Source organism: Rhizobium sp. PRIMUS64, from assembly GCF_023006465.1.
In the GTDB taxonomy this organism is placed as follows: domain Bacteria; phylum Pseudomonadota; class Alphaproteobacteria; order Rhizobiales; family Rhizobiaceae; genus Rhizobium; species Rhizobium leguminosarum.
In genome coordinates this window covers 1-19,878 of sequence record NZ_JALBGX010000020.1, presented here as the reverse complement: position 1 = coordinate 19,878, position 19,878 = coordinate 1, and the positions used below count along the sequence as shown (strand labels likewise).

At 56.4% G+C, this 19,878-nt stretch carries 19 protein-coding genes and 1 pseudogene; 13 read left to right on the top strand and 7 right to left on the bottom strand.

All coding sequences use genetic code 11. The annotated features are described in order from the left end of the window. Nucleotides 1-73: 73 nt before the first annotated feature. Complete coding sequence (locus tag MOV76_RS11185) at nucleotides 74-1,096, top strand: glycosyltransferase family 2 protein (protein ID WP_018446939.1); 1,023 nt, start codon at nucleotides 74-76, stop codon at nucleotides 1,094-1,096. A gap of 188 nt (nucleotides 1,097-1,284) precedes the next feature. Here MOV76_RS11185 and MOV76_RS11180 read toward each other — a convergent pair whose 3' ends face one another. Beyond that, on the bottom strand, nucleotides 1,285-2,037 hold the full coding sequence (locus MOV76_RS11180; RefSeq protein ID WP_247264521.1) for a Crp/Fnr family transcriptional regulator: 753 nt from the start codon (nucleotides 2,035-2,037) through the stop codon (nucleotides 1,285-1,287). Nucleotides 2,038-2,489: 452 nt separating this feature from the next. On the opposite strand from MOV76_RS11180, the gene MOV76_RS11175 reads away from it, so the two are divergent. Next, nucleotides 2,490-3,146 carry a sugar transferase gene (locus MOV76_RS11175; protein ID WP_247264520.1) on the top strand — a complete coding sequence of 219 codons (657 nt, stop codon included), beginning with the start codon at nucleotides 2,490-2,492 and terminating at the stop codon, nucleotides 3,144-3,146. 151 nt (nucleotides 3,147-3,297) lie between these two features. Here MOV76_RS11175 and MOV76_RS11170 read toward each other — a convergent pair whose 3' ends face one another. Next, complete coding sequence (locus tag MOV76_RS11170) at nucleotides 3,298-3,597, bottom strand: hypothetical protein (RefSeq protein ID WP_018446942.1); 300 nt, start codon at nucleotides 3,595-3,597, stop codon at nucleotides 3,298-3,300. 939 nt (nucleotides 3,598-4,536) lie between these two features. After that, nucleotides 4,537-5,757, bottom strand: coding sequence for an acyltransferase (locus MOV76_RS11165; RefSeq protein WP_247264537.1), 1,221 nt, complete (start codon nucleotides 5,755-5,757; stop codon nucleotides 4,537-4,539). Between the two features lie 143 nt (nucleotides 5,758-5,900). Here MOV76_RS11165 and MOV76_RS11160 point away from each other — a divergent pair, with 143 nt between their 5' ends. Then, a complete protein-coding gene (locus tag MOV76_RS11160; RefSeq protein WP_247264519.1) occupies nucleotides 5,901-8,219 on the top strand; it encodes a membrane-bound PQQ-dependent dehydrogenase, glucose/quinate/shikimate family in 2,319 nt (772 codons plus the stop codon). A gap of 716 nt (nucleotides 8,220-8,935) precedes the next feature. Here the strand turns inward: MOV76_RS11160 and MOV76_RS11155 are convergent. Continuing rightward, nucleotides 8,936-9,691, bottom strand: coding sequence for an SDR family NAD(P)-dependent oxidoreductase (locus MOV76_RS11155; RefSeq protein WP_247264518.1), 756 nt, complete (start codon nucleotides 9,689-9,691; stop codon nucleotides 8,936-8,938). A 230-nt stretch (nucleotides 9,692-9,921) separates the two neighbouring features. On the opposite strand from MOV76_RS11155, the gene MOV76_RS11150 reads away from it, so the two are divergent. The 7 genes from MOV76_RS11150 to MOV76_RS11120 all read left to right on the top strand — a co-directional run bounded on the left by MOV76_RS11150 (nucleotide 9,922) and on the right by MOV76_RS11120 (nucleotide 14,102). Beyond that, nucleotides 9,922-10,509, top strand: coding sequence for a L,D-transpeptidase (locus tag MOV76_RS11150; protein WP_026188513.1), 588 nt, complete (start codon nucleotides 9,922-9,924; stop codon nucleotides 10,507-10,509). 165 nt (nucleotides 10,510-10,674) lie between these two features. Further along, entirely contained in the window at nucleotides 10,675-10,794 is a 120-nt protein-coding gene (locus tag MOV76_RS11145) for a hypothetical protein (protein WP_018243378.1), read from the top strand. 158 nt (nucleotides 10,795-10,952) lie between these two features. Beyond that, nucleotides 10,953-11,537, top strand: a complete 585-nt coding sequence (locus MOV76_RS11140) for a hypothetical protein (RefSeq protein ID WP_018243379.1) — start codon at nucleotides 10,953-10,955, stop codon at nucleotides 11,535-11,537. Nucleotides 11,538-11,588: 51 nt separating this feature from the next. Then, entirely contained in the window at nucleotides 11,589-12,182 is a 594-nt protein-coding gene (locus MOV76_RS11135) for a protein-S-isoprenylcysteine O-methyltransferase (protein ID WP_018243380.1), read from the top strand. Between the two features lie 10 nt (nucleotides 12,183-12,192). Next, on the top strand, nucleotides 12,193-12,978 hold the full coding sequence (locus MOV76_RS11130) for a hypothetical protein (RefSeq protein ID WP_018243381.1): 786 nt from the start codon (nucleotides 12,193-12,195) through the stop codon (nucleotides 12,976-12,978). Continuing rightward, complete coding sequence (locus tag MOV76_RS11125; protein ID WP_247264517.1) at nucleotides 12,975-13,775, top strand: SDR family oxidoreductase; 801 nt, start codon at nucleotides 12,975-12,977, stop codon at nucleotides 13,773-13,775. The genes MOV76_RS11130 and MOV76_RS11125 overlap by 4 nt, the downstream gene beginning before the upstream one ends. 186 nt (nucleotides 13,776-13,961) lie before the next feature. Continuing rightward, complete coding sequence (locus MOV76_RS11120) at nucleotides 13,962-14,102, top strand: hypothetical protein (protein WP_247264516.1); 141 nt, start codon at nucleotides 13,962-13,964, stop codon at nucleotides 14,100-14,102. 185 nt (nucleotides 14,103-14,287) lie between these two features. Here the strand turns inward: MOV76_RS11120 and MOV76_RS11115 are convergent, their stop codons facing one another. The 3 genes from MOV76_RS11115 to MOV76_RS11105 form a co-directional block, all read right to left on the bottom strand. Continuing rightward, complete coding sequence (locus MOV76_RS11115; RefSeq protein ID WP_247264515.1) at nucleotides 14,288-15,070, bottom strand: FadR/GntR family transcriptional regulator; 783 nt, start codon at nucleotides 15,068-15,070, stop codon at nucleotides 14,288-14,290. 196 nt (nucleotides 15,071-15,266) lie between these two features. Beyond that, nucleotides 15,267-16,253 (bottom strand): substrate-binding domain-containing protein, encoded by a 987-nt coding sequence (locus MOV76_RS11110; protein WP_018243384.1) that lies wholly within the window; start codon nucleotides 16,251-16,253, stop codon nucleotides 15,267-15,269. Nucleotides 16,254-16,301: 48 nt separating this feature from the next. After that, the gene (locus MOV76_RS11105) at nucleotides 16,302-17,282 is read right to left on the bottom strand and encodes an NAD(P)-dependent oxidoreductase (RefSeq protein WP_247264514.1); all 981 of its coding nucleotides are present in this window, start codon (nucleotides 17,280-17,282) and stop codon (nucleotides 16,302-16,304) included. 259 nt (nucleotides 17,283-17,541) lie between these two features. Between MOV76_RS11105 and MOV76_RS11100 the strand changes: the two genes are divergently transcribed. The 3 genes and pseudogenes from MOV76_RS11100 to MOV76_RS40060 all read left to right on the top strand — a co-directional run. Further along, nucleotides 17,542-18,282, top strand: a complete 741-nt coding sequence (locus tag MOV76_RS11100) for an ATP-binding cassette domain-containing protein (RefSeq protein WP_018243386.1) — start codon at nucleotides 17,542-17,544, stop codon at nucleotides 18,280-18,282. A gap of 40 nt (nucleotides 18,283-18,322) precedes the next feature. Beyond that, nucleotides 18,323-19,321 (top strand): ABC transporter permease, encoded by a 999-nt coding sequence (locus tag MOV76_RS11095; protein ID WP_018446950.1) that lies wholly within the window; start codon nucleotides 18,323-18,325, stop codon nucleotides 19,319-19,321. Between the two features lie 127 nt (nucleotides 19,322-19,448). Further along, nucleotides 19,449-19,613, top strand: a pseudogene (locus MOV76_RS40060) (cellulose biosynthesis protein); the annotation flags it as partial. Between the last annotated feature and the right edge of the window lie 265 nt (nucleotides 19,614-19,878).

Below are 19,878 nucleotides of genomic sequence, written 5' to 3'. Positions count from 1 at the left end.
GCCGTGGATTTGCAGACGGAAGCGCAAGTATTCATCCATTCATTCCAGGAATGGATAATGTTCAGGACAGAATATGAGTTATAGGGCTTCCGCCGCCAGTATCTCGCATTACGTGAAAGCCCGCCTGCGCCGGTCGCTCAAGGCTCGGCAGGTTCGCTATGACCTGCTGCGCAGCGGGCTCAAGCAGGCGCGCCACGTCGTCATCTGCGTCATCCGCGACGAAGGGCACCGGCTGGCCTTCTTCCTGCAGTATTATCGTAATCTCGGCTTCGAGCACTTCATCTGCATCGATAACGGCTCCACCGACGGCACGGCTGAGTTGCTGTCCAGCTTCGACGATGTCTCTCTTCTTTCGGCTCATGGGTCCTACAAGGCGGCGAGATTCGGAAACGACTGGATCAACGAAGTCATCAACCGGCACTGCCGGGAGAAGTGGGTCCTGTATGTTGATGCAGATGAATTTCTGGTCTATCCCCATTGCGACACCCGGCCGATTGATCAATTGACCGCCTATATCGATTCCATGGGCGGCCACTCCCTCCGCTCGGTCATGATCGACATGTACAGCCCGCATCCCGTTCTTGAAAACATCTGCGAACCCGGTCGCAACCCGCTCGAGGTCTGCAATCTCTTCGACCGATCCGGATATGTCGCGCATTTCGACGAACGCAACGGGACAATATGGATCAAGGGCGGCGTTCGCGGGAGGGTCTATTTCCACGACCGGCTCTGGGACGGCCCCGCGCTTAACAAGATACCTCTCGTCTATGTCCAGGGTGAACGTCTGTTTCTCAAATCATCGCACCAGGTCTGGCCACTCTCCCTGAATTTGGGCGACATGCGCGGAGCGCTCGGCGTATCCGGCGCCCTTCTGCATTTCAAGTTCCTGTCGACCTTCGTGCACAAGGTTGCCGACGCGGCACACCTGTCCCAACATACGGAGGAATACACCGTATACTCCTCGGGCAAGGACATGGATGACTTCGTCTATGACGATACGGGCACCTACAGAAGCTGGAAGGACCTGTCCGATCACGGGCTCATACAGGGTGAAGGGTGGAAATACTGGAGGAATGCTTCCGAGAGCGAAATCTAGAGCATGTCGCGCAAATTGCGCGGCCGTTTGGGCAAAACGTCACTAAGATATGGGGGCAAAAACGCCAATTTGGTCTTTCAGCCCTGCTTCGTCCGACTATCAACACCCACAGCCATTCAAACACAGAACCCGCCGGTGGCGGGTTCTGTTGAGGCTTTCTGCTCTTTTGTTTTTATCACCGCGACGTCTCAAGCGAGGGACGTCACACCCTCAGCGTAAGCCTCCAGCGCCTTCCGATTGAGAATGCGGATTTTGCCCTGTGTCCCGTCGACCACTTTGCTCTCGCGCAAACGCCGCAGGCATTGGTTGACCTTCTCGCGCGACGCCGGCAGCGTCGCGGCCAGGTCATGTTGGGAGATGATCAACTCGTCGCCGCTATTCTGCGCATCCATTCTGTACAAGGCAGAAAGACGCAGCAGCGTCCGGGCCAGTCTCTGCCTTAGACTCGATCCGGCGTTGGAAATGATCCGCAGCTCGAGTTCGGAAACGCGCGCCAGTGCCTTCGACAAGATCTTCACCTGAAATTGCGGATCGTTCGCACACAAGTCCCGCAGCAACCGACCGTCGAAATAATGCAGTTCGCAGTCCGAGGAGGCTCGATATTCCAGGCTGAGAGACTGCTTGCGCAGCACCTCCAATTCGCCGATCAAGCCACCTTTAGGAATGATTTCGACGATGAACTCTCGTCCATCGGCAAGCGGCGTGCTTGCGCTCACCATTCCGCGCTGTACGCGGGCGAACATGTCGATGAGGACACCGGCGCTGGCAATAACCTCACCGCGGCGAAACTTTCGAATACTTGAGCGGCAAAACGGAAAGTCGTGATCCAAATCGGCCCGGCCGCCGTAAACAATACCAACAGGCCCACAAGTAACCGCTTCGCCTATCGGCGCCGCGCCTCCTCTAGTCCTGTTGTCTCTGATGCTAATCGCCCCGTCCATACGCGTAACTCCACGCAGACTAATTGATTTACTGTCTTGAGCGACATTCGTAATGCGTTAAATTATAAAGTCAAACAGTAATATAATAAAAATCTCGTGTTTAAACTATACATAATCATGACGACTCCTCACATTTATATATAATAAAATTCATATTGAATTCTATCCCAAGAAACTCCTTGAAGCTGCGCGACGGTTTTTATACAATTTATGACAATTGCTTACCCGTAGAATAAGTTAACAACCATAATAGTAATATAAGAATATAAAATAAATCTGAATGAAGCCTCCGTTATATATTTCAATAACAAAGGTAATATTTTAAATAGTCAAAAGAATTTCTTTAGAGTATAAAGAATTTATTAAAGATTATGACCTCGGTCACAGACATAAAACTTGCATTAAAACAAGCTTTTGCTGTGATTTCTGGGGTCTGTCTAACGGAGACGCGGATGGCGGGAAAAAATCAGGGCGTCAACCCAACCAAACCTTGGCGGGATTTCGCCAGGGTTCGACAGGAAAGGCGTCCATTCAATTCGTCACAATCCCATAGGATCAGCAGAATTCTGAAGCGTGCATTGGACATCATCATTGCGGCAAGTGTCTTATTCCTTCTGTCGCCGCTCCTTCTGTCGGTTGCAGTCATCATAACGCTAAGTGATTGGGGGCTTGTATTCAATTCCCATCGTCGGCTCGGTTATAAGGGAAAAGAGTTTGGTTGCCTCGAGTTTCGTACGATAAGAGCCGACGCAACGGCCAAAGCGCAGGTCACTGTCGTCGGCGGTATTTTGAGACGATCGAGCCTCGACAAGCTTCCGCAATTGATCAACGTGTTGCTGGGTCAAATGAGCCTCGTCGGGCCTCGCGCCATTACCAAAGAAGAGCTGTCGCGTTACGGTGAACATGCTTACGCCTACATGGCCGTCCGCCCCGGCCTGACTGGCCCTTGGCAGACCAGCGGGCGCAACGACGTCAGCTATCAGAATAGAGTTTCCCTCGACGTCGAGTATTTGTCCAAATGGACGCTCGCGCTGGATTTTGCGATCATGGCAAAAACACTCTCCGCCCTGCTGTCCCGGCAGGCCCTACTGCCCAGGGTGGACTCCTGAAGCATGTCGCGCAAAAGCGTGCAGCGGTTTTGCGATAACGACATGGGTTGGAAATAAAGATCTAAAGCGTGAGGAACAAATCTGAAAGATTGCGCCGCCCTTTAGACATCCTGACATAGCGCAAACACCGAGCATCCTGCCGCCTCAGTCATTATCCATGAGGACGCTTGCCTGTGACATGGGAGCGATCGGCGATCGAGTTCTTTTTCCGGCGCTTTTGATTATGCCCCCACAACGAGAAGGCGAATAGACCCGCCAGATAGCACATCTCCATCAACACAAGCACTTCGAGGCAAGAAACGATCGCTTCCGTCAAGGAGGAGCCTTTTAGCAGGGTCACGGCGCCCAAGGCCGCGACCACCAGAAATGCGAAGGTTGCAAAGGCCCAAGCGCGAATGGTCGCTCCGGCGGCGATGGAGACGGCAACCACGATGAGCGTGCTGTTCAGCATTATTCCGTTCCTCTCTTCACACCTCCTTCAAGCCACCGTCAGCCCTCAATGACATGACAAAACCCAAAGTCAGAACGAAGTCCGATCAAAGTATTTTATCCATTACGGTTAAAATATTGCTAACACCCGCCCAATAACTCGGCTGAGCCACGCCGGAGAATATTCGACTATTCATCCGCCATGGCCACTCCATCGTCAAAAACCAAGAAATTCATGGATATAGCGGCTGGAAAGATTTAGGCATCGAAGGCTTATACAGAAGCCGGGGATGCGGTTACGGCATTCTCTTGCCGAACTGAACATTCATTTTCCGAAAGAATAAGTTTAGTAGGCCTAGAGCCTTTCCTGGTCAGATTGCAGCATTCTGCCGGAGCAGGTTTTCGTCAGGGCAGAGGCGATTGGCGAAGGGCATACCTCTTGGTACGTCCGAGCCGATCGCCTCTGATCCTGGCGCAAAGATGCCCGGCCCACCGGCCGCACTGCTTCGCCATGCGAAGCAATAGGTGCGTCCGGCGATTCTAAAGTCTTGCAGATTTGCCCGGCAAATCTGCGAGAGGGTTGGCTGAAACGGGCCGGCTGATCGACCGGCCGGCTTGGCCGTAGAGCTTGGCTACGACGCGCGCCGGCCGGTCGACCATCCGACTCCGTTTGAGCCAACAGAATGCTGCAATCTGACCAGGAAAGGCTCTAGGATCAGCGCATATGCGGTCGCCACCGTCGGGGTTACGCTTTCCCGGCAAGCATGTGACATCGACGGTCTCAGGGTTGGGTAACAGCCTACGCAGAACTCGGCCCCTATGACGGACCGGGTGTTCATCAGTGGTGATGGGACAGGCAACAACAAAACAGGGCTCGCGGCGATGGCGAGCCCTGCTGACCTCTTTGTCGATTAAGCACCTGCGATGGAATTGCCTCGAGGCCGGTATCGACAAGACAAGCCTATTTCGAGACTGCGCCGGCCAGTTGCCGTTTTGTGCCGCGTTGGAGCCTGAAGTTTTCCAGCCAGGTGACTTGCTTCCTCAATTTCAGCGCTGGCTTTTCGATGAATCTCCACGAGAAGGCGGCAAAGCAAGTGGCAATGATGCTGCAGACAATGCCGTTCAGCCACCAGTTATGCGCCCAAGGCCCGAGCGCTACGAATGCCTGTTGGATCGGATAGCCATAGAGGAAGACGCCGTAGGAGTAGTCGGCTCCACGCAGGACGCCAAGCTTGCGGGGCGAGGTGAGGCCAAGGAAGACTGTGACATAGCCTATGGCCGGAATGGCAACGAAGTCCCCAAAGGAGGTGAACCAATAGGCCCATAGTATGAATGCCACCGAGGCGAGGAAAATTCTAACATCCCAAAGAACCTTGTCCTTGTAGAGATAGAAGGTCACCCCCACAAGAAAAGCACAAATGAGCAGATTGCCTGACGCAGTCGTCGGCATATTCGCCCAATCGCTTTCATGTTTCCAATATCTTGCGATACCGAAGCTTATGATCAAGGCCGGCGTTGCGATAAGGGCAATCACCCGCCGCCTGACGACGCCGAGCACAAAGAGGACGGCGATCACCGCATAGCACTCAAGCTCGAAGGGCACCGTCCAGAGCTGCCCGTTCACCATCGCGGCATCAGGATTATCCAGGAATACCCCGGGAAGATTGAAGTGAATGTGCCCTGTGACATTCATCAGATATGTAAAGAACTGAGGATCGGTGAAATAGTCACGCAGGTCATACTCTGTATAGATCGCTCCGAGTATAAAGGCAGCCAGCAATACCTCAACCGCAAGAGCAGGGTAGATCCGGATAAATCGGTTACCGAGGAAGGAGATCAATGTCTTCGATCGTTCAAGACTGCCAGCCACCAGGAACCCGCTCAGGACAAAGAACATGGGCAGCACTGACTTGATAACAGGGCGGAAAGGTGACTCCCAGAGAAACAGGTCATCGCCGTACGTAACGCGGGCCGTATGTATCCAAAGCACTGAAAAGGCTAACAGTAATCGCATATAATCGAATCCTGTCGGTCGCCCGTTCGCTTGATAAAGCTTTTCGCCGAGAAACATCTGTGCCCCTTTCAGAAGTATTGACTCGATTTGGAATGGCAAGCCGTTGCTGCAGAGTAGCGGCGGCATCATTGCCGGATCGGGGCCGCGTGTCAGTGACCACAGGTACATCAGGTAAAAATTGAACGAGAGAGCACCCCTCTCCCGAAGACGCATCTCTGACCATCAACCCATGGCCCTGCGCTTCCCGAGGTGCCCTGCGACTGTCGGAGTTGGAATCCAGGTGATCGGGCGGCGGATTGGATGAGGAGACTATGAAATTTCTGGCTACCCTATTTTGTCTTGTTCTCGCCTTTATCGGATTGGGGCTGATCGGAGGCGGTGCCTGGCTGCTACGCCTCGGCGGCTCCCCCTATTACGCGATCGTTGGGGTTTCTTATGTGGTTGGCGCGTTTCTGCTGTGGCGCCGGAAGATATCCGGCAGCCTCATCGTGCTGCTTGTCGCCGTCTTCACCCTTCCCTGGGCGCTATGGGAGTCGGGTCTTAATTTTTGGGCGCTTTTTGCCCGCTTGATGTCCCCCATCGCGCTGGCAGGCTTTGCGTTTCTGTTTGCGCCGTCGCGTTCCCCGAGCGCCAACCGGAAGGTCTTTTATGCCGGCGCCTTGGTGACCGCTCTCATCTTTGTCGCGGGTTTCGGTCTCAGCTTCGTACCGCACGGCGTCATCCGCCCATCCGCCGACATCACCGCCTACAAGCCCGCCACGGGCGACAACGCTCCCTCCGACTGGACATCCTATGGCCGCACTACGGCAGGAGACCGTTATTCCCCATTCGATCAGATCAACCGCGGCAACGTGTCCAAGCTCGATCTTGCCTGGACATATCGCACCGGAAAAAGCGATGGCGCCGATCAGAACACGCCTCTGCAGATCGGCGATACGGTCTACACCTGCACGCCGACAGATGTGATCGCAGCGCTCGATGCAGATACAGGCAAACCCCGCTGGACCTTCGACCCCAAGGCGACGGCGCCTTACTGGCAGCGCTGCCGCGGTCTCGGTTACTACAAGATGCCGCAAGAAGCGCAATCCGCCGATGGTCCTTGCAACGAGCGTTTGGTGCAGACGACGATTGATGCCCGTCTCCTGGAGATCGACAGCAAGACTGGCGTTCCCTGCAAGAGCTTCGGAGACAACGGCACCGTGCAGCTTTCCCAGGGCATGGGCGAAGTCAAGACAGGCTATTATTTCCAGACATCGGCGCCGCTGATTGCCCGCAACCTGATCGTCGTCGGAGGCTGGGTCACGGACAATCAGGAGATCGGCGAACCTTCGGGCGTCATCCGCGCGTTCAACGTGGTCACCGGCGAGCTCGAATGGGCATGGGATCTCGGCAACCCTGAGATCACCAAACTCCCGCCGGAGGGCCAGACTTATACGCGGGCCACCCCCAACATGTGGACGACGGCCGCATTCGACGACAAGCTCGGTCTCATCTATGCGCCGCTTGGCAATACCACCCCGGATTATTACGGCGTCAATCGCCCTGGTTTCGCCGATCAGTATAACGCGACATTGGTGGCGCTCGATGTGACGACGGGTCGCGAGAAATGGAAATTCCAGACCGTGCATCACGATATCTGGGACTATGACCTGCCGGCCCAACCGGTCCTGATCGACCTGCCTGACGGTAATGGCGCCACCGTGCCTGCTCTCCTGCAGACCACCAAACGCGGGCAGCTTTTTCTCCTCGACCGCCGGACCGGCACACCGCTTGCCGAAGTTGAGGAGAAGCCGGTTTCGCAGGACGGTGGCGCGCCGGAAGAGAAACTCTCCCCGACGCAGCCCTACTCCGTCGGCATGCCGACAATCGGTGCGGAGCGCGTGACGGAGCAGACGGCCTGGGGCCTGACGATGTTCGATCAGCTGGCATGCCGCATCGCATTCCGCAAGATGCGCTACGACGGCGATTTCACCCCGATCGGCACGCAGTATGCGATCCAGCAGCCGGGAAATCTGGGGGGCCTCAATTGGGGAAGCGTGTCGGTCGATCTGCCCAACAACCGGGTCTTCATGAACGATATCCGCGTGCCCAGTCTCTTCGCACTCATTCCGCGCGAGGAGTATGTCGACTTTGCCCTCACCACGACGGCGCACGGCCCCTCGGCACCGCAACGAGGCACACCTTACGCCATGGCCACCGAAATGTGGACGTCGAGGCTCCGCGTTCCCTGCACGCAGCCGCCCTTCGGTACCGTCACCGCAGTGGATCTCAGCACCCGCAAGATCGCATGGCAGGTTCCGGCCGGCACAGCCGAAGAACTCGGGCCGTTCAAGATCAAAACCAAGCTGCCTATGCCGATGGGTCTGCCGAGCTACGCCGGCACGTCGGCGACCGCCGGCGGTGTCGTCTTTTTCGCTGGTTTCCAGGATTATTATATCCGCGCCTATGACGCCGAGAACGGTACCGAGCTCTGGAAATATCCCCTGCCGGTCGGCTCGAGCGCGACGCCCATGACCTATGTCTCACCGAAAACAGGCAAGCAATATGTCCTGATATCGGTTGGCGGCGCACCCTATTCGAAGGATATCGGCGACTACGTCCTTGCCTTCTCTTTGAAGAGCCGAGATTAGCGAGGGGTTTGCATGATGGAAGAGCTTGGATCGAAAACCTCGCAAAAGCAGCGCGTATTCCGACTTCGATTCGGTTGTTGCGCGCTATTTCCAATCTCAGCTACGGTCCGGCACACGCCCCCTTGTCGGGGGGCTCTCTTTTGGTCATCTAGGAGAAGCTTGGTTGCCTGGGGCCCGATTTGCGCTGAGATTTGAAGCTCCTGAAAGTCACCAACGGAATGCACCGCAATTATTTCCACCTATCCTTTCGCGCCCTGTGACCACTCGCTCTTCTCCCGCTAGCAGATGATCGCGGTTTCCGAAGGCAGCGACGAAACTGGTGGAAGTGCCCCTGGCGGCTCGTTCTCTGCACCTGCCGACGGAGCCGGAGATGAACGGCGCATTCGGAGACATGCGCTTGCCACACCGCGCCATCGTTCGCCACGACGACAGTATGTTCGGCCTCAGTCTGGCACGCTCCACACCGTCATCCATCATCGCGCCGACCGCAAACTCTCCGACACAATCCACGCCTCATCTCGCCCCGTTAGCGGCGATGGCCGTCATGTCCGGTCTTGCTATTCGTGAGAACCTCCAACGTAGCCTACATGGCGATAGCCGACAGGATCACCGGAGGGACCGCGATGTCGTGTAAAACATGAGCTATCCCGGTCACCCACACCGTCGGGCAAAATAGAGGCAGGTTGGACATCGTCGCATCTTCTCAAGGCCTTTCTTCAGTGAGCGGTATAGGCCCCGTCCACCAAATAGTGCACCCCAGTGATGAAGCTGGCCTGCTCGGACAGGAGGAAACACACAAGAGTCGCGACCTCTTCCGGTTTTCCACGCCTGCCCATTGGTTGAAGCGATGCCATGCGTCGCGTACTCGCCGCCTCAAGATGCTCTGACAAAAGTGGCGTTTCGATCCAGCCGGGACCGACGGCATTTATGCGGATACCCAATCTCGCATACTCCATCGCTGAGACTTTCGTCAGTCCAACAACCCCGTGCTTGGCCGCGGTGTATGCCGCCGCGGTGGGCAATCCAACGGTCCCGAGAGTGGAAGACATATTCACGATTGCACCGCCGCCCAGCTTCAGCATCGCGCCAATTTCGGACTTCATGCAATAGAAGACGCCGTTCAGATTGACGTTCATCACCTTGTGCCAATTATCGAGCGGATAGTCTGCGACCGCTGCGCGCATCCCATCGATTCCCGCATTATTGACCGCCAGATTCAAGCCGCCACATGTCTCGACGGTAAAATCGACAAGTCTCTGCACACTTTCACTGTCACTGACATCGACGACAAATTCACGGGCGCGGCCTCCCTCTGATCTGATTGCGGCGGCAATCGTGTGTGCTGCGTCAGCATTGATATCGGCGACAACAACCTCGGCACCCTCCTCAGCGAGGTGTCGGGAAACGGCGGCACCAATTCCGGAACCTGCGCCCGTTACGATCGCGATTTTTCCTTCCAGGCAAAGCTTCATCGTCTCTGTCCTTGTTGATATGCTAATATTCGATCGGCGCGATTATTGATGCAAGGGGTTTCACGGATAAATAGAAGGGCATGGTATTGCGCAGCTTGAGATGTTGCCAGTGTTGCGAACTCATCCTCCACAGAGTTGAGTGTCTTTATCAAAAGATGTCGCAATCTAATTTGGAATGAACGGGCTAATTTGGAATGAACGGGATCGACGGAGTTACTTGGCAGGTGGAAATGGACAAACAGCATATTACACGCCGGGGGCTCGTGCTGGGGAGCCTGGCTCTGATGCTTTCTGGATGTACTTCGGGCGATGGCCCGCCACTGGGCTACCGATTCGCGAGGGATCCGGATGCCGATCCCCGCTATCGACGACAGGAGGTCGCGTATACGGGGAGTGAACCGCCCGGAACTATCGTCGTCGATACGGCGAGCCGCTACCTTTACTTCGTGGAGGCAGACGGACTGGCGACTCGCTATGGCGTTGCCGTCGGTGAGGAAGGACTGAGTTTCAAGGGCGAGGCTACCATCGGCTATAAGGCAGAGTGGCCTTCGTGGAAGCCCACCAATGACATGATTCAGCGCAAGCCCCGGCTGGCCAAGTATGCCGATGGGATACCGGGAGGACCGCTCAACCCTCTCGGTGCAGCGGCCCTCTACCTCTACCAAGGAGGAGAAGATACCCTGTTCCGGTTGCACGGAACGAATGCCCCCTGGTCGATAGGCCGTGCCGTTTCGAATGGGTGTATTCGCCTGACGAACACAAACATCGTCGACCTCTACTCCCGTGCACGCGTAGGCACGCGCGTGGTTGTCATCTGATGGTGTTTACCATTTGAAATCGCGGGGTTGGCCATAGCAATATGTATCTGCTAATGTAGATTCGTTGCATGTTGCATCATGTCTGCCCTATCCAGGGTACTGATTGTCGCTAAACTTTAAGGTGTAGCCTGAAAGGCTATTCCATGATGAGGAGAGGACTTCCTGATGAGCAGAATTCTAATTGTAATCGTTGCGATGTTTGCGGTGGCCAATCTGAGTGCTTGCGGGTCGATTGGCAAAGGCAAGGGGAAGGCCCCACCGCCGGCAGAAGCAGTCTACAAGTAGCATATCGGGTTTGATTCTTAGGAAGGGTCACATAGACCCTTCCTCTTCTTACATAAACCGCCAAGCTGCGCTCCTTCGTAACTCACAGCGCAAGAGTGGCATTTTTATATGCTGACTTCGGGCTCGCATTCGTCAGGGCCTGCATATGGAGCTTAGTGATGGCGCTTGGAAGAGGCGGTGTGTCGCTAGTTGTTATGTTGGCGTTCGTGGCATCGTCATGCCAGACAGAAGACAAAAGGCCTTTACCGCATTATACATCCAACGGCAGAGGCGTAGCTCCAACCAATACGGCTGAAAACAAATCAAATCGGCATTTCATCGAATTCCGCTCACGCTATGCGCTGACCTACGGCCACACCTACGTCGTTTTTGGGCAGGCGGATAAAAACGGAAATATGATCAATCCCGAAGTTGCAGGGCTTGCCCCAGCTTCTCCCGATGCCGCGCAGTATGTAATAGGCCACTTCATACCGGTTCCGGCCTCGACCGGAGCGACGGACGGTGACCTGGAAGAGCAGTACAGATCAGCAAGCTGGCGTGTGATGCTGAGTGATAATGAATATAACGACACAGTTGCGTATATACGCAAACTGCAGGCAACCTCTCGTCTCTGGGAGGCATCGGTATACAACTGCAATGCCTTTGTGGCGGATATCGCACGGCACATGGGTTATAAGGCGCCCAGCATTTGGCTAAGGCCGCAACAGTTCATTACAAACCTTCGGGAGATGAATACAGGTTGATTACCGGGGCATCCAAGAAGGCAGATTATGGAAAGGTTCTGGTGACTTGATTTGAACTTATCAGCAGCCGTCGTCGGCGAGGGCGTCTGGGTTCTCGGAATTGTTGCCTGGTGCATCATTCGATACCCATTTGAGCGTCGCGCAAAGCGAGTGCCGGTCGTCAGTAAACGCCGTACCGGTTCGGAGGCGGTCGGACTTGCGGCAGCCCTCGCAGGACTTGCGATCGTGCCGGGATTTTACGTCGCGACCGGCATCCCTGAGGCAGCCAACTATACCGCCCATTTGTGGGCCGTCGTGATCGGGACAATACTCTTCTGCGCCGCGATGTGGGTCTTTCGAAGAACCCACAAGCAATTAGGACGAAACTGGTCGATTACGCTGGAGATCCGCCAGCAGCACGAATTGATATGCGCTGGCCCGTACGCCCTTGTCCGCCACCCCATGTACACGTCGTTCCTTTTGATGGGGCTTTCACAAGTGTTTCTGCTGCCGAACTGGGTGGCAGGCATGGCGGGCCTGATCGGTTTCACCGTTCTATTCTTCCTAAGGGTGGACAAGGAAGAACGTATGATGCTGGAAGTTTTCGGTCCGCAATATCAAGCGTATATGGCGAAGACCAAGCGCATCATCCCTTATCTTTATTAGAGGTGGCAAGATGAGAGGCCGAACGATCAAGCTCTCGGCATCGCGACGCCTTGTCGGAGATCTGATGAGATTCTCGATCGGGGTGCCGCGTGTGACGGTCCAGCGGCAAATGAACGTTCGGCCCCTCCTGGATGCAAGAGACGGAGCGGATGCCCGGCCGTCCTGGACGGTGCTTTTCTTGAAGGGATACGCTCTGCTCTCTCAAGAAATTCCTGAATTGCGGCGCGCTTACATCAAGTTTCCGTGGCCACAGCTCTATGAATATCCGGCCAGCGTGGCCTCCATTGCCCATGAGCGCGAGCATGACGGAGAACGGGTCGTTCTGCTGAGCACCATCAAAGGTCCCGAGCAACGCTCAATCCCCGAGCTGGAGACGCTGATCCGTTCAGCGAGGTCACTTCCGGTTCTGGAGATCAAGGAGTTTCGGCGCTCTCTGGAGCTTGCTCGCGCACCTGCCCCTGTGAGGTGGCTGCTCATGTGGCTCGGACTCAATATAGGACGGAAGCGAGCGCGCTATTTCGGCACCTTCCAACTGTCTGTCTATTCGGGTCTCGGAGCGGAGTCTCTCAACCCTCTCAGTCCGCTGACCACACTTTTCAACTACGGCCCGATCGGCGAGGATGGATCGGTTACTGTCCGCATTCACTACGACCACAGGGTTATGGATGGAGCGAATGTGGCACGGGCATTGGAACGATTCGAAAGGATCTTGAATGGCGAGGTCACCGACGAAGTAAATAGCCTCGTCCACAGGGGAGCCGCGACCATCATGCCGTCGGTAGGAACATCGAAGTGACCCCGCACAACGAGTTCCGTTCGGCTGTGGTCGTGGTTGGCGGTTCCCGCGGCATTGGACGAGCAATCGCAAAGGTTGCCGCACGCGACCGCAACGTCGTCGTGCTCATCGCGCGCTCGCCTGAAGGCCTCACCGCTGCGGCGGCCGAGGTACAGCAGGCCGGCGGTGAGGCCTTCACGCTGGAACTGGATCTGCTTGCAACCGACGCGTCCGAGCGTCTTGAGGCTTTTCTAACCGCCAATGATTTGGTCTGCGGCGTGCTGGTCAACAGTGCCGGGTATGGCCTGCGAGGCGCAGCAACATTACTCCCCCTCAACGATCAGCTTGGGATCGTCGATCTCAATATACGCGCCCTGACGGACTTGACCCTTCGCTTCCTGCCCGGAATGCTTGCGCGCGGACGTGGCGGCGTGATCAATCTCGGCTCTATAGCGGGTTTGTTTCCCGGGCCGTATATGGCGTTGTACTACGCAAGCAAGGGTTTCGTGCACTCTTTTTCGGACGCGCTCCATCAGGAAGTGCGCCGCTTTGGCGTTACGGTGACATGTGTCGCGCCCGGACCGGTGTCCACCGAATTCCTCGAAAAGGCTGGCGCGAACCGGGCGGCTCTCTTCAAGATATTGCCCAAGTTGGACGCTGAATATGTCGCTGAGCGGGCCTGGAGAGGATTCAACTCGGGCCGTCGCCGCGTTGTCCCTGGCATTTCAGCCAAGTTGCTCACTCTTGTCGCATTCTTGCCGACCGCGGCTGTCCTCCCCCTCATCGGTCGCCTGCAGCGCAGAAGCAAAGATCCCTAACGTTGCGGTTCAGGGAATAACCTCGAGGTATGTTGCCAGAGCCGGTCTCCGGCGTGGTGCAAGCCGATTCCGAGCCCGCAACGGGCGCGAAGAGGATGCAAAACGGATGCCCATTCCGATCGTCCTCCAACTTGTCGAGAAACGCCTGATCGGCGAGACACCCGCCATCAGCCGGGGGCGTTGCAGGTGCGTGGCCTCATCGCCAGCATCGTGGCCTCCATGGAATTTCTCGATCTGATGACCTGGCGCAATCTTGCCGAGGTGCGGAACGATCTCGAAGAAAGACTGGCCTCAGGGAACTCAACCCGGGCGATCACCGGACATTAGACGCAAAAAACCCGCTTGATAGCGCATCTTTTGTGGATTTGGTTGCGGCGGACTGAAACTACGGAGGCCTGTAATTTCAATATTTATAGACGACCGCCGAAGCGCGGATCTGCTTTGCGTTACATCCGGAGTCGGCGAAGGTACCACGCGGGCCTAGCAGCCTGAGCCGGGCTGGATGCAGATTTCTATCGCGACCACCGTGCTATGATTTGATCGGTATTTGCCAGCACCTTGCGGACTGCGTTGCGCGCCATGTTCGGCCGCTGCAATCGGATGCTTTTCTCAATATTTTCATGAAGCTTCAGCGCATATCGCAAGTTGTCTTCCTCCCGCGTGACATGGGCGAAGAGGTGGTTCAGCGCCGATTCGATCAATACGCCGAGCGGCACCAGCAGATCATTTCCGGAGGCGCGCAGGATCGCGATGTGAAATCGCGCATCGGATTCCGTTCGCTGCTGGAGCGATGTCGCCCGAGCCATGTCATGCAGGGCCTGGCTGATCGCATTCATCTGCTCTTCGGTTCGGCGTTCCGCAGCAAGCGCAGTCGCTTCCGGTTCGATCATATGCCTGAGTTCTTGCACGGCCCTCAGAAAGGATTCCCGATCGGGAGATGCGGCATACCAGCCCAAGACATCTCTATCCAGAAGGTTCCAACGTTCCTTGGGCTCCACCCAGCTGCCGATTTTCGGACGAGAGGAAAGCAGGCCCTTTGCCATCAACATCTTGATAGCTTCGCGAACCGCCGATCGGCTGACGTCAAAGACTTCCGACCATTTTGCTTCATTTGGCAGAATCGTGCCCGGCGGATAATCGCCACGCACGATTCGCAGACCGATCTCGCCCGCTAAGGACACATGCACACTCGCCCCAGTCATGCGGGGAGCATTTGGGCGCCTTGTGGTGGCCGAGCGGTCAACCGCCGCCACCTCGACCGGAGCCGTCGGCTTTCCCGATTTCTTGTCAGGCATTTATTTCTACTGCCTCAGCATTCTTTCGACTGTCTGCACGTATGATCAAAACAATCGTAATAACGAGGAAGTCGCCTGCGATTGACCCTGCGCAAAAAGCGCGGAATCCAAGGCACGTCAAGCCTGCGGATCTTTCGATCCGTCTCGTGCGGACAGTCGGCGGCACCCGTGAACCGAGTGCCGCCAAACTTTGAACCTACTTTTGAATGCAGGTATCGACTGTATCCTTCGTGCACTCATCGAGCCCGGTGAAGACTGGATCTTCGACCGGCTTGCCGGCAATCAGATCCATCATCACCGAAGGTGCCTTGTAGCCCATCTCGAATGGCCGCTGGCCGACGAGCGCAGTCACCAGACCTTCCTTCGCAATGGCAACCTCGTCGCCGATCGTGTCGGCCGCACCAATGACGAAATCATTGCTAGCGATCTTCTCGGCCATCGGTTTGAACAGGTCGCGATATGGTTGCGGCGCACCGAACAATGGCCAGCCACCCATAATACCGAATGCGTCCAAGTCGGGATTGGCCGCGAGAATATCGGTCATTGCCTGAACACCCGCGGCACCGTTGTCATTGGTGAACACCGGGCAGCCGGCAACTTCGGTCCAACCACCCTCGCCTTTCAGCGCAGTCAAGCCCTTCTGGCCAGTGAGCGTGTCGCGCATCCCTTGTGCGCGGCGTAGAATATTGTCTGCTCCCGGATTGCCTTCGATCGTGCAGATCTTACCGCCCTTCGGCTTGGCCTTCTTGATGTACTCCCCGATGCGGGCGCCCATCAGATAATTGTCGGTGCCAAGATAGGTCTTGCGCAAGGCTGCATCCTCGGCGGCAAGATCGGCATCTAGCGTCATCACCGGAACCGTTGGATTGGCGGTCTTGAGGGTTTGGGCGATGAGCTTCGCATTTGACGGCGATATTGCGATTGCAGCCGTGTCTGCCTTGCCCAACATATCCTGAACGATCTGCGCTTCGCCGGCTTCATCGGATGTCGATGCCGGGCCGGTGTAGAAGCACTCGTATTCCGCCGTGGGGTTCTCCTTGTTCCATTTCTGGCAACCTTGATTGATTGCTTCGAAGAACGGATTGTCGAGGCCCTTGACGACGATGACGAGTTGCTTCTTGGCCAAGGCCTGCCCGGCGGTGAGTGCTAAGACTGCGGCTGTAAGTAGTAATGCCTTCCTCATAGTTTCCTCCCTTGAAACAGACGGACACCGCGTGCCCGCCACACGAAATCAACCCGGATACCAGACGATGCGAGCCTCCTCCTTCGAACGCTCGTATTGCCAGGCTGAGTCGATAAGCATTTCGAGATCGTAGTTTGGCCGCCAATCCAGCAGGTATTTCGCTTTGCTGTTGTCCATCCAATTGGAATGGAAGCGGCTTGGTATGTCGATGGAGTCGAGATTGCGCGTGCGCAGGAGATAGGCGGCGACTTCAGCATAGTCGACTGGTCGATCCATGCAGATATTGAAGAGTTGCCGCTCTGCCCGGGGGTTATCGATCGCTGCCAGTATTGCCGAGACGAGGTCGTCGACATGCACGAAATTGCGTTTCAGCGGACGCCCGTCGGCATCGAGCAGCAGCGGCACCGTACCCATCGCTGCATAACGCCGCGCCGCGTCCTCCGGAACGAGCGTCTTCCAGTCTGGGCCGCCAAAGACGTCGTCTCCAAAAGACAGCGAATACTTGAAATCGTCCTTTTCCATGATCCAGGGCGCGCGCAGACAACACCCATTGAGGCCGTACTGAATGCCAAACTGCTCCAGCATGACCTCTTCCAGGACTTTGGAGAGCGCATAGCTTCCCGGATAGGCAGAATGGCGGGCGTTCTCGGTGATCGGGCCGTCGTGGCGATGGTGGAAATGTCCCACCCCCGCATCACCGCCGATCAGGATGAACTGGCGTGCCGTGACGCTCGTACGGAACTCCTCGAGCAGCCAAAAGAGACCTTTGACCGTGACATCCATGATGTCTTCAGGCGTTTCCTTGCATGTGGCGAGATGCACGACATGGGTAACCGCATCCAGCGCCGCTGCCACGACATCGCGATCGGCGATCGAGCCCTGGATGACGTCGACACGGTCGGTCGCCTCGTACAAACGATTATGACAAAGCGCACGAACACGGGCTTTGGAAAATCTCGGATCGTCAAGCAGCCCAGCAATGAAGCGCCGCCCGACCTTGCCCGTCGCACCGGTAACAAGGATTAGCATGCTCTTTCTCCCCCATTGATAGCTAATATCCGGGCGCCACTCTCGTCAAATGATATTTGTCTGACAAAACAGATTTTTGCGACAATAAGGTCAATGGCCCGGACAATGAGTTGACGCTGTCGCAGGGTTTTGCGTAAATGCTCCCAATCGTTTTTCCTGGGAGGATATTGGAAAGGCGAACGCGCCGGAGCCTTGCGTCGAAGACAAGCAGGGTTGGGAGCGATGGATAGCCCGCAGGTTTTGGGAGGCGCGGAGGCTGGTGGCAGTTCTTGAGCTCAGCAATATTTCCAAACATTTCGGTGCCATCCAGGCAGTCAACGATGTTTCGTTTTCGCTCGAAGCGGGTCAGGTTGTCGGCCTCATGGGCGACAACGGGGCTGGCAAGTCCACACTGGTGAAGATGATTGCCGGCAACTTTCGACCGAGCCATGGAACCATGCGGCTCGACGGCGCCGATCTCGTGCTTCATCAGCCGAAGGAAGCGCGCCAGCATGGCATTGAGATCGTTCACCAGGACTTGGCGCTCTGCAACAATCTGACGGCGGCAGCCAACGTGTTCCTTGGCCGAGAATTGCGCCGCGGGGTATGGCCTCTTCGCATCCTCGACCACAAGAGCATGTACAAGCGCGCCAGCGAGATATTTCGCGAACTCAAATCCGAGACGCGGGCCCGCGATCTCGTCAAGCAAATGTCGGGTGGCCAGCGGCAAGCGGTAGCGATCGGCCGCACGATGCTGTCTGAAGCGAAAATCGTATTGATGGACGAGCCGACAGCAGCCATTTCCGTGCGCCAGGTGGCTGAAGTTCTGAATCTGATCCGCCAATTGCGGGACCGGGGTATTGTCGTTGTCCTGATCAGCCACCGCATGCCCGACGTCTTTTCGGTCGCCGACCGCGTGATCGTGATGCGGCGAGGCAGAAAAGTAGCCGACAAGCAGATTGCGGCAAGTTCGCCGGAGGAAGTGACGGGACTGATCACCGGCGCCATCGAACAGGTGTGATCGATGCTATCCGTTGCAACAGGAAGGAAGAAGGTCGACGATGGCGATTACACTTGACCAGACGATCGGACAGAAGCAACGCAGCTGGCTTGCGACGATCATGGGCGGCCAGACATTCTGGGTGCTGATTGCCGTCATTCTCGCCTGCATTTTTCTGTCGATGGCGACGGACTCCTTTGCAACGGCGAAGAACATCTACAACATCACCCGCAACGTCACTTTCGTCGCCATTATCGCGCTAGGCATGACGCTGGTCATCATCACCGGCGGCATCGATTTGTCCGTTGGCTCCGTGCTTTGCCTGTGCAGCATGGTGCTGGCGGTCGTCATGCATGCGGGATACAGCATTGAAGTCGGCATCGCCGCCTCAATCGGTACTGCTCTTTTGGTCGGAGCTTTCAACGGTGCATTGATTGCCTATCTCGGCTTCCCACCTTTCGTGGTCACGCTCGGCATGTTGTCGATTGCGCGCAGCCTTGCGATGGTTGCGTCCAACAACACAGTCGTTTTCCAGTTCGGACCTGATCACGACAAGCTACTGGCGCTGGGTGGCGGCGCCTGGGTTTTCGGCATCGCCAATCCAGTGCTTTACATGGTCGTGCTGGCACTCATCACCGGTTTCGTGCTGCGCTGGACCAAGTTCGGCCGCTATGTCTTTGCCATCGGCGGCAATGAGCACGCCGCGACACTGACGGGCGTTCCCGTGCCGAGGATCAAGGTCATCGTCTATATGATTTCTGCCCTGTCCGCGGGGGTTGCCGGCATCATTCAAACCGGCTGGCTCGGCGCTGTCACCACAAACATCGGCGCCGGAATGGAACTTCAGGTCATTGCCGCCGCGGTTATCGGCGGCGCCAATCTGGCTGGCGGCGTCGGCACCGCCTTTGGAGCCCTGGTCGGCGCCGCACTTATCGAGGTCATCCGCAACAGTCTTGGTCTGCTCGGCATCAACGCATTCTGGCAAGGATGCTTTATCGGTGGGGCAATCGTGCTTGCCGTCCTTTTCGACCGACTTCGCAACCTACGACAGGGCGAGTAGGCGAATCCGGCCCTTGAGAGCACGCTGGTCTTGAGTTTTGAGTAAGTGACCGGATTTGTTAGATTGTCCCGAAGCGTGGTCCTATTAAACGCAATGCGGTTCGCGACCGCTCCAAGAGCGGCCGCGTTCAATCAATCCAGCCGCGCTCAACTATATCGCCAAGGCGGGTATTTCCCTCGAGCGGATCCGCATGAGTGCCGAGCCCGCCGCACGCAAGACGGACGTAATGCCGGAGACCATCGCCAGCTGGAACCGGGGCCGTCATCTCAGCGAGAGGCGTCGCCCGCGCCTGAGGGTTGTTGCTGCGATGTACCGTAGACTAGACACAAAAAAGCCCGCCGGAGTGGCGGGCATTTGTGTGTCAATGTTCGTATATTTGGGATTTGGTTGCGGGGGCAGGATTTGAAGTTTCTGTCCCGCTGCGTCGGCTTCGCCTTCTTGGCGGCCCCCTGAGGAGGCGTTAAATCCTCGACCCGTTACGAGATACACAAAAGCCCGCACGAGGCGGGCCTTTGTGTATCTGGTTGCGGGGGCAGGATTTGAACCTGCGGCCTTCA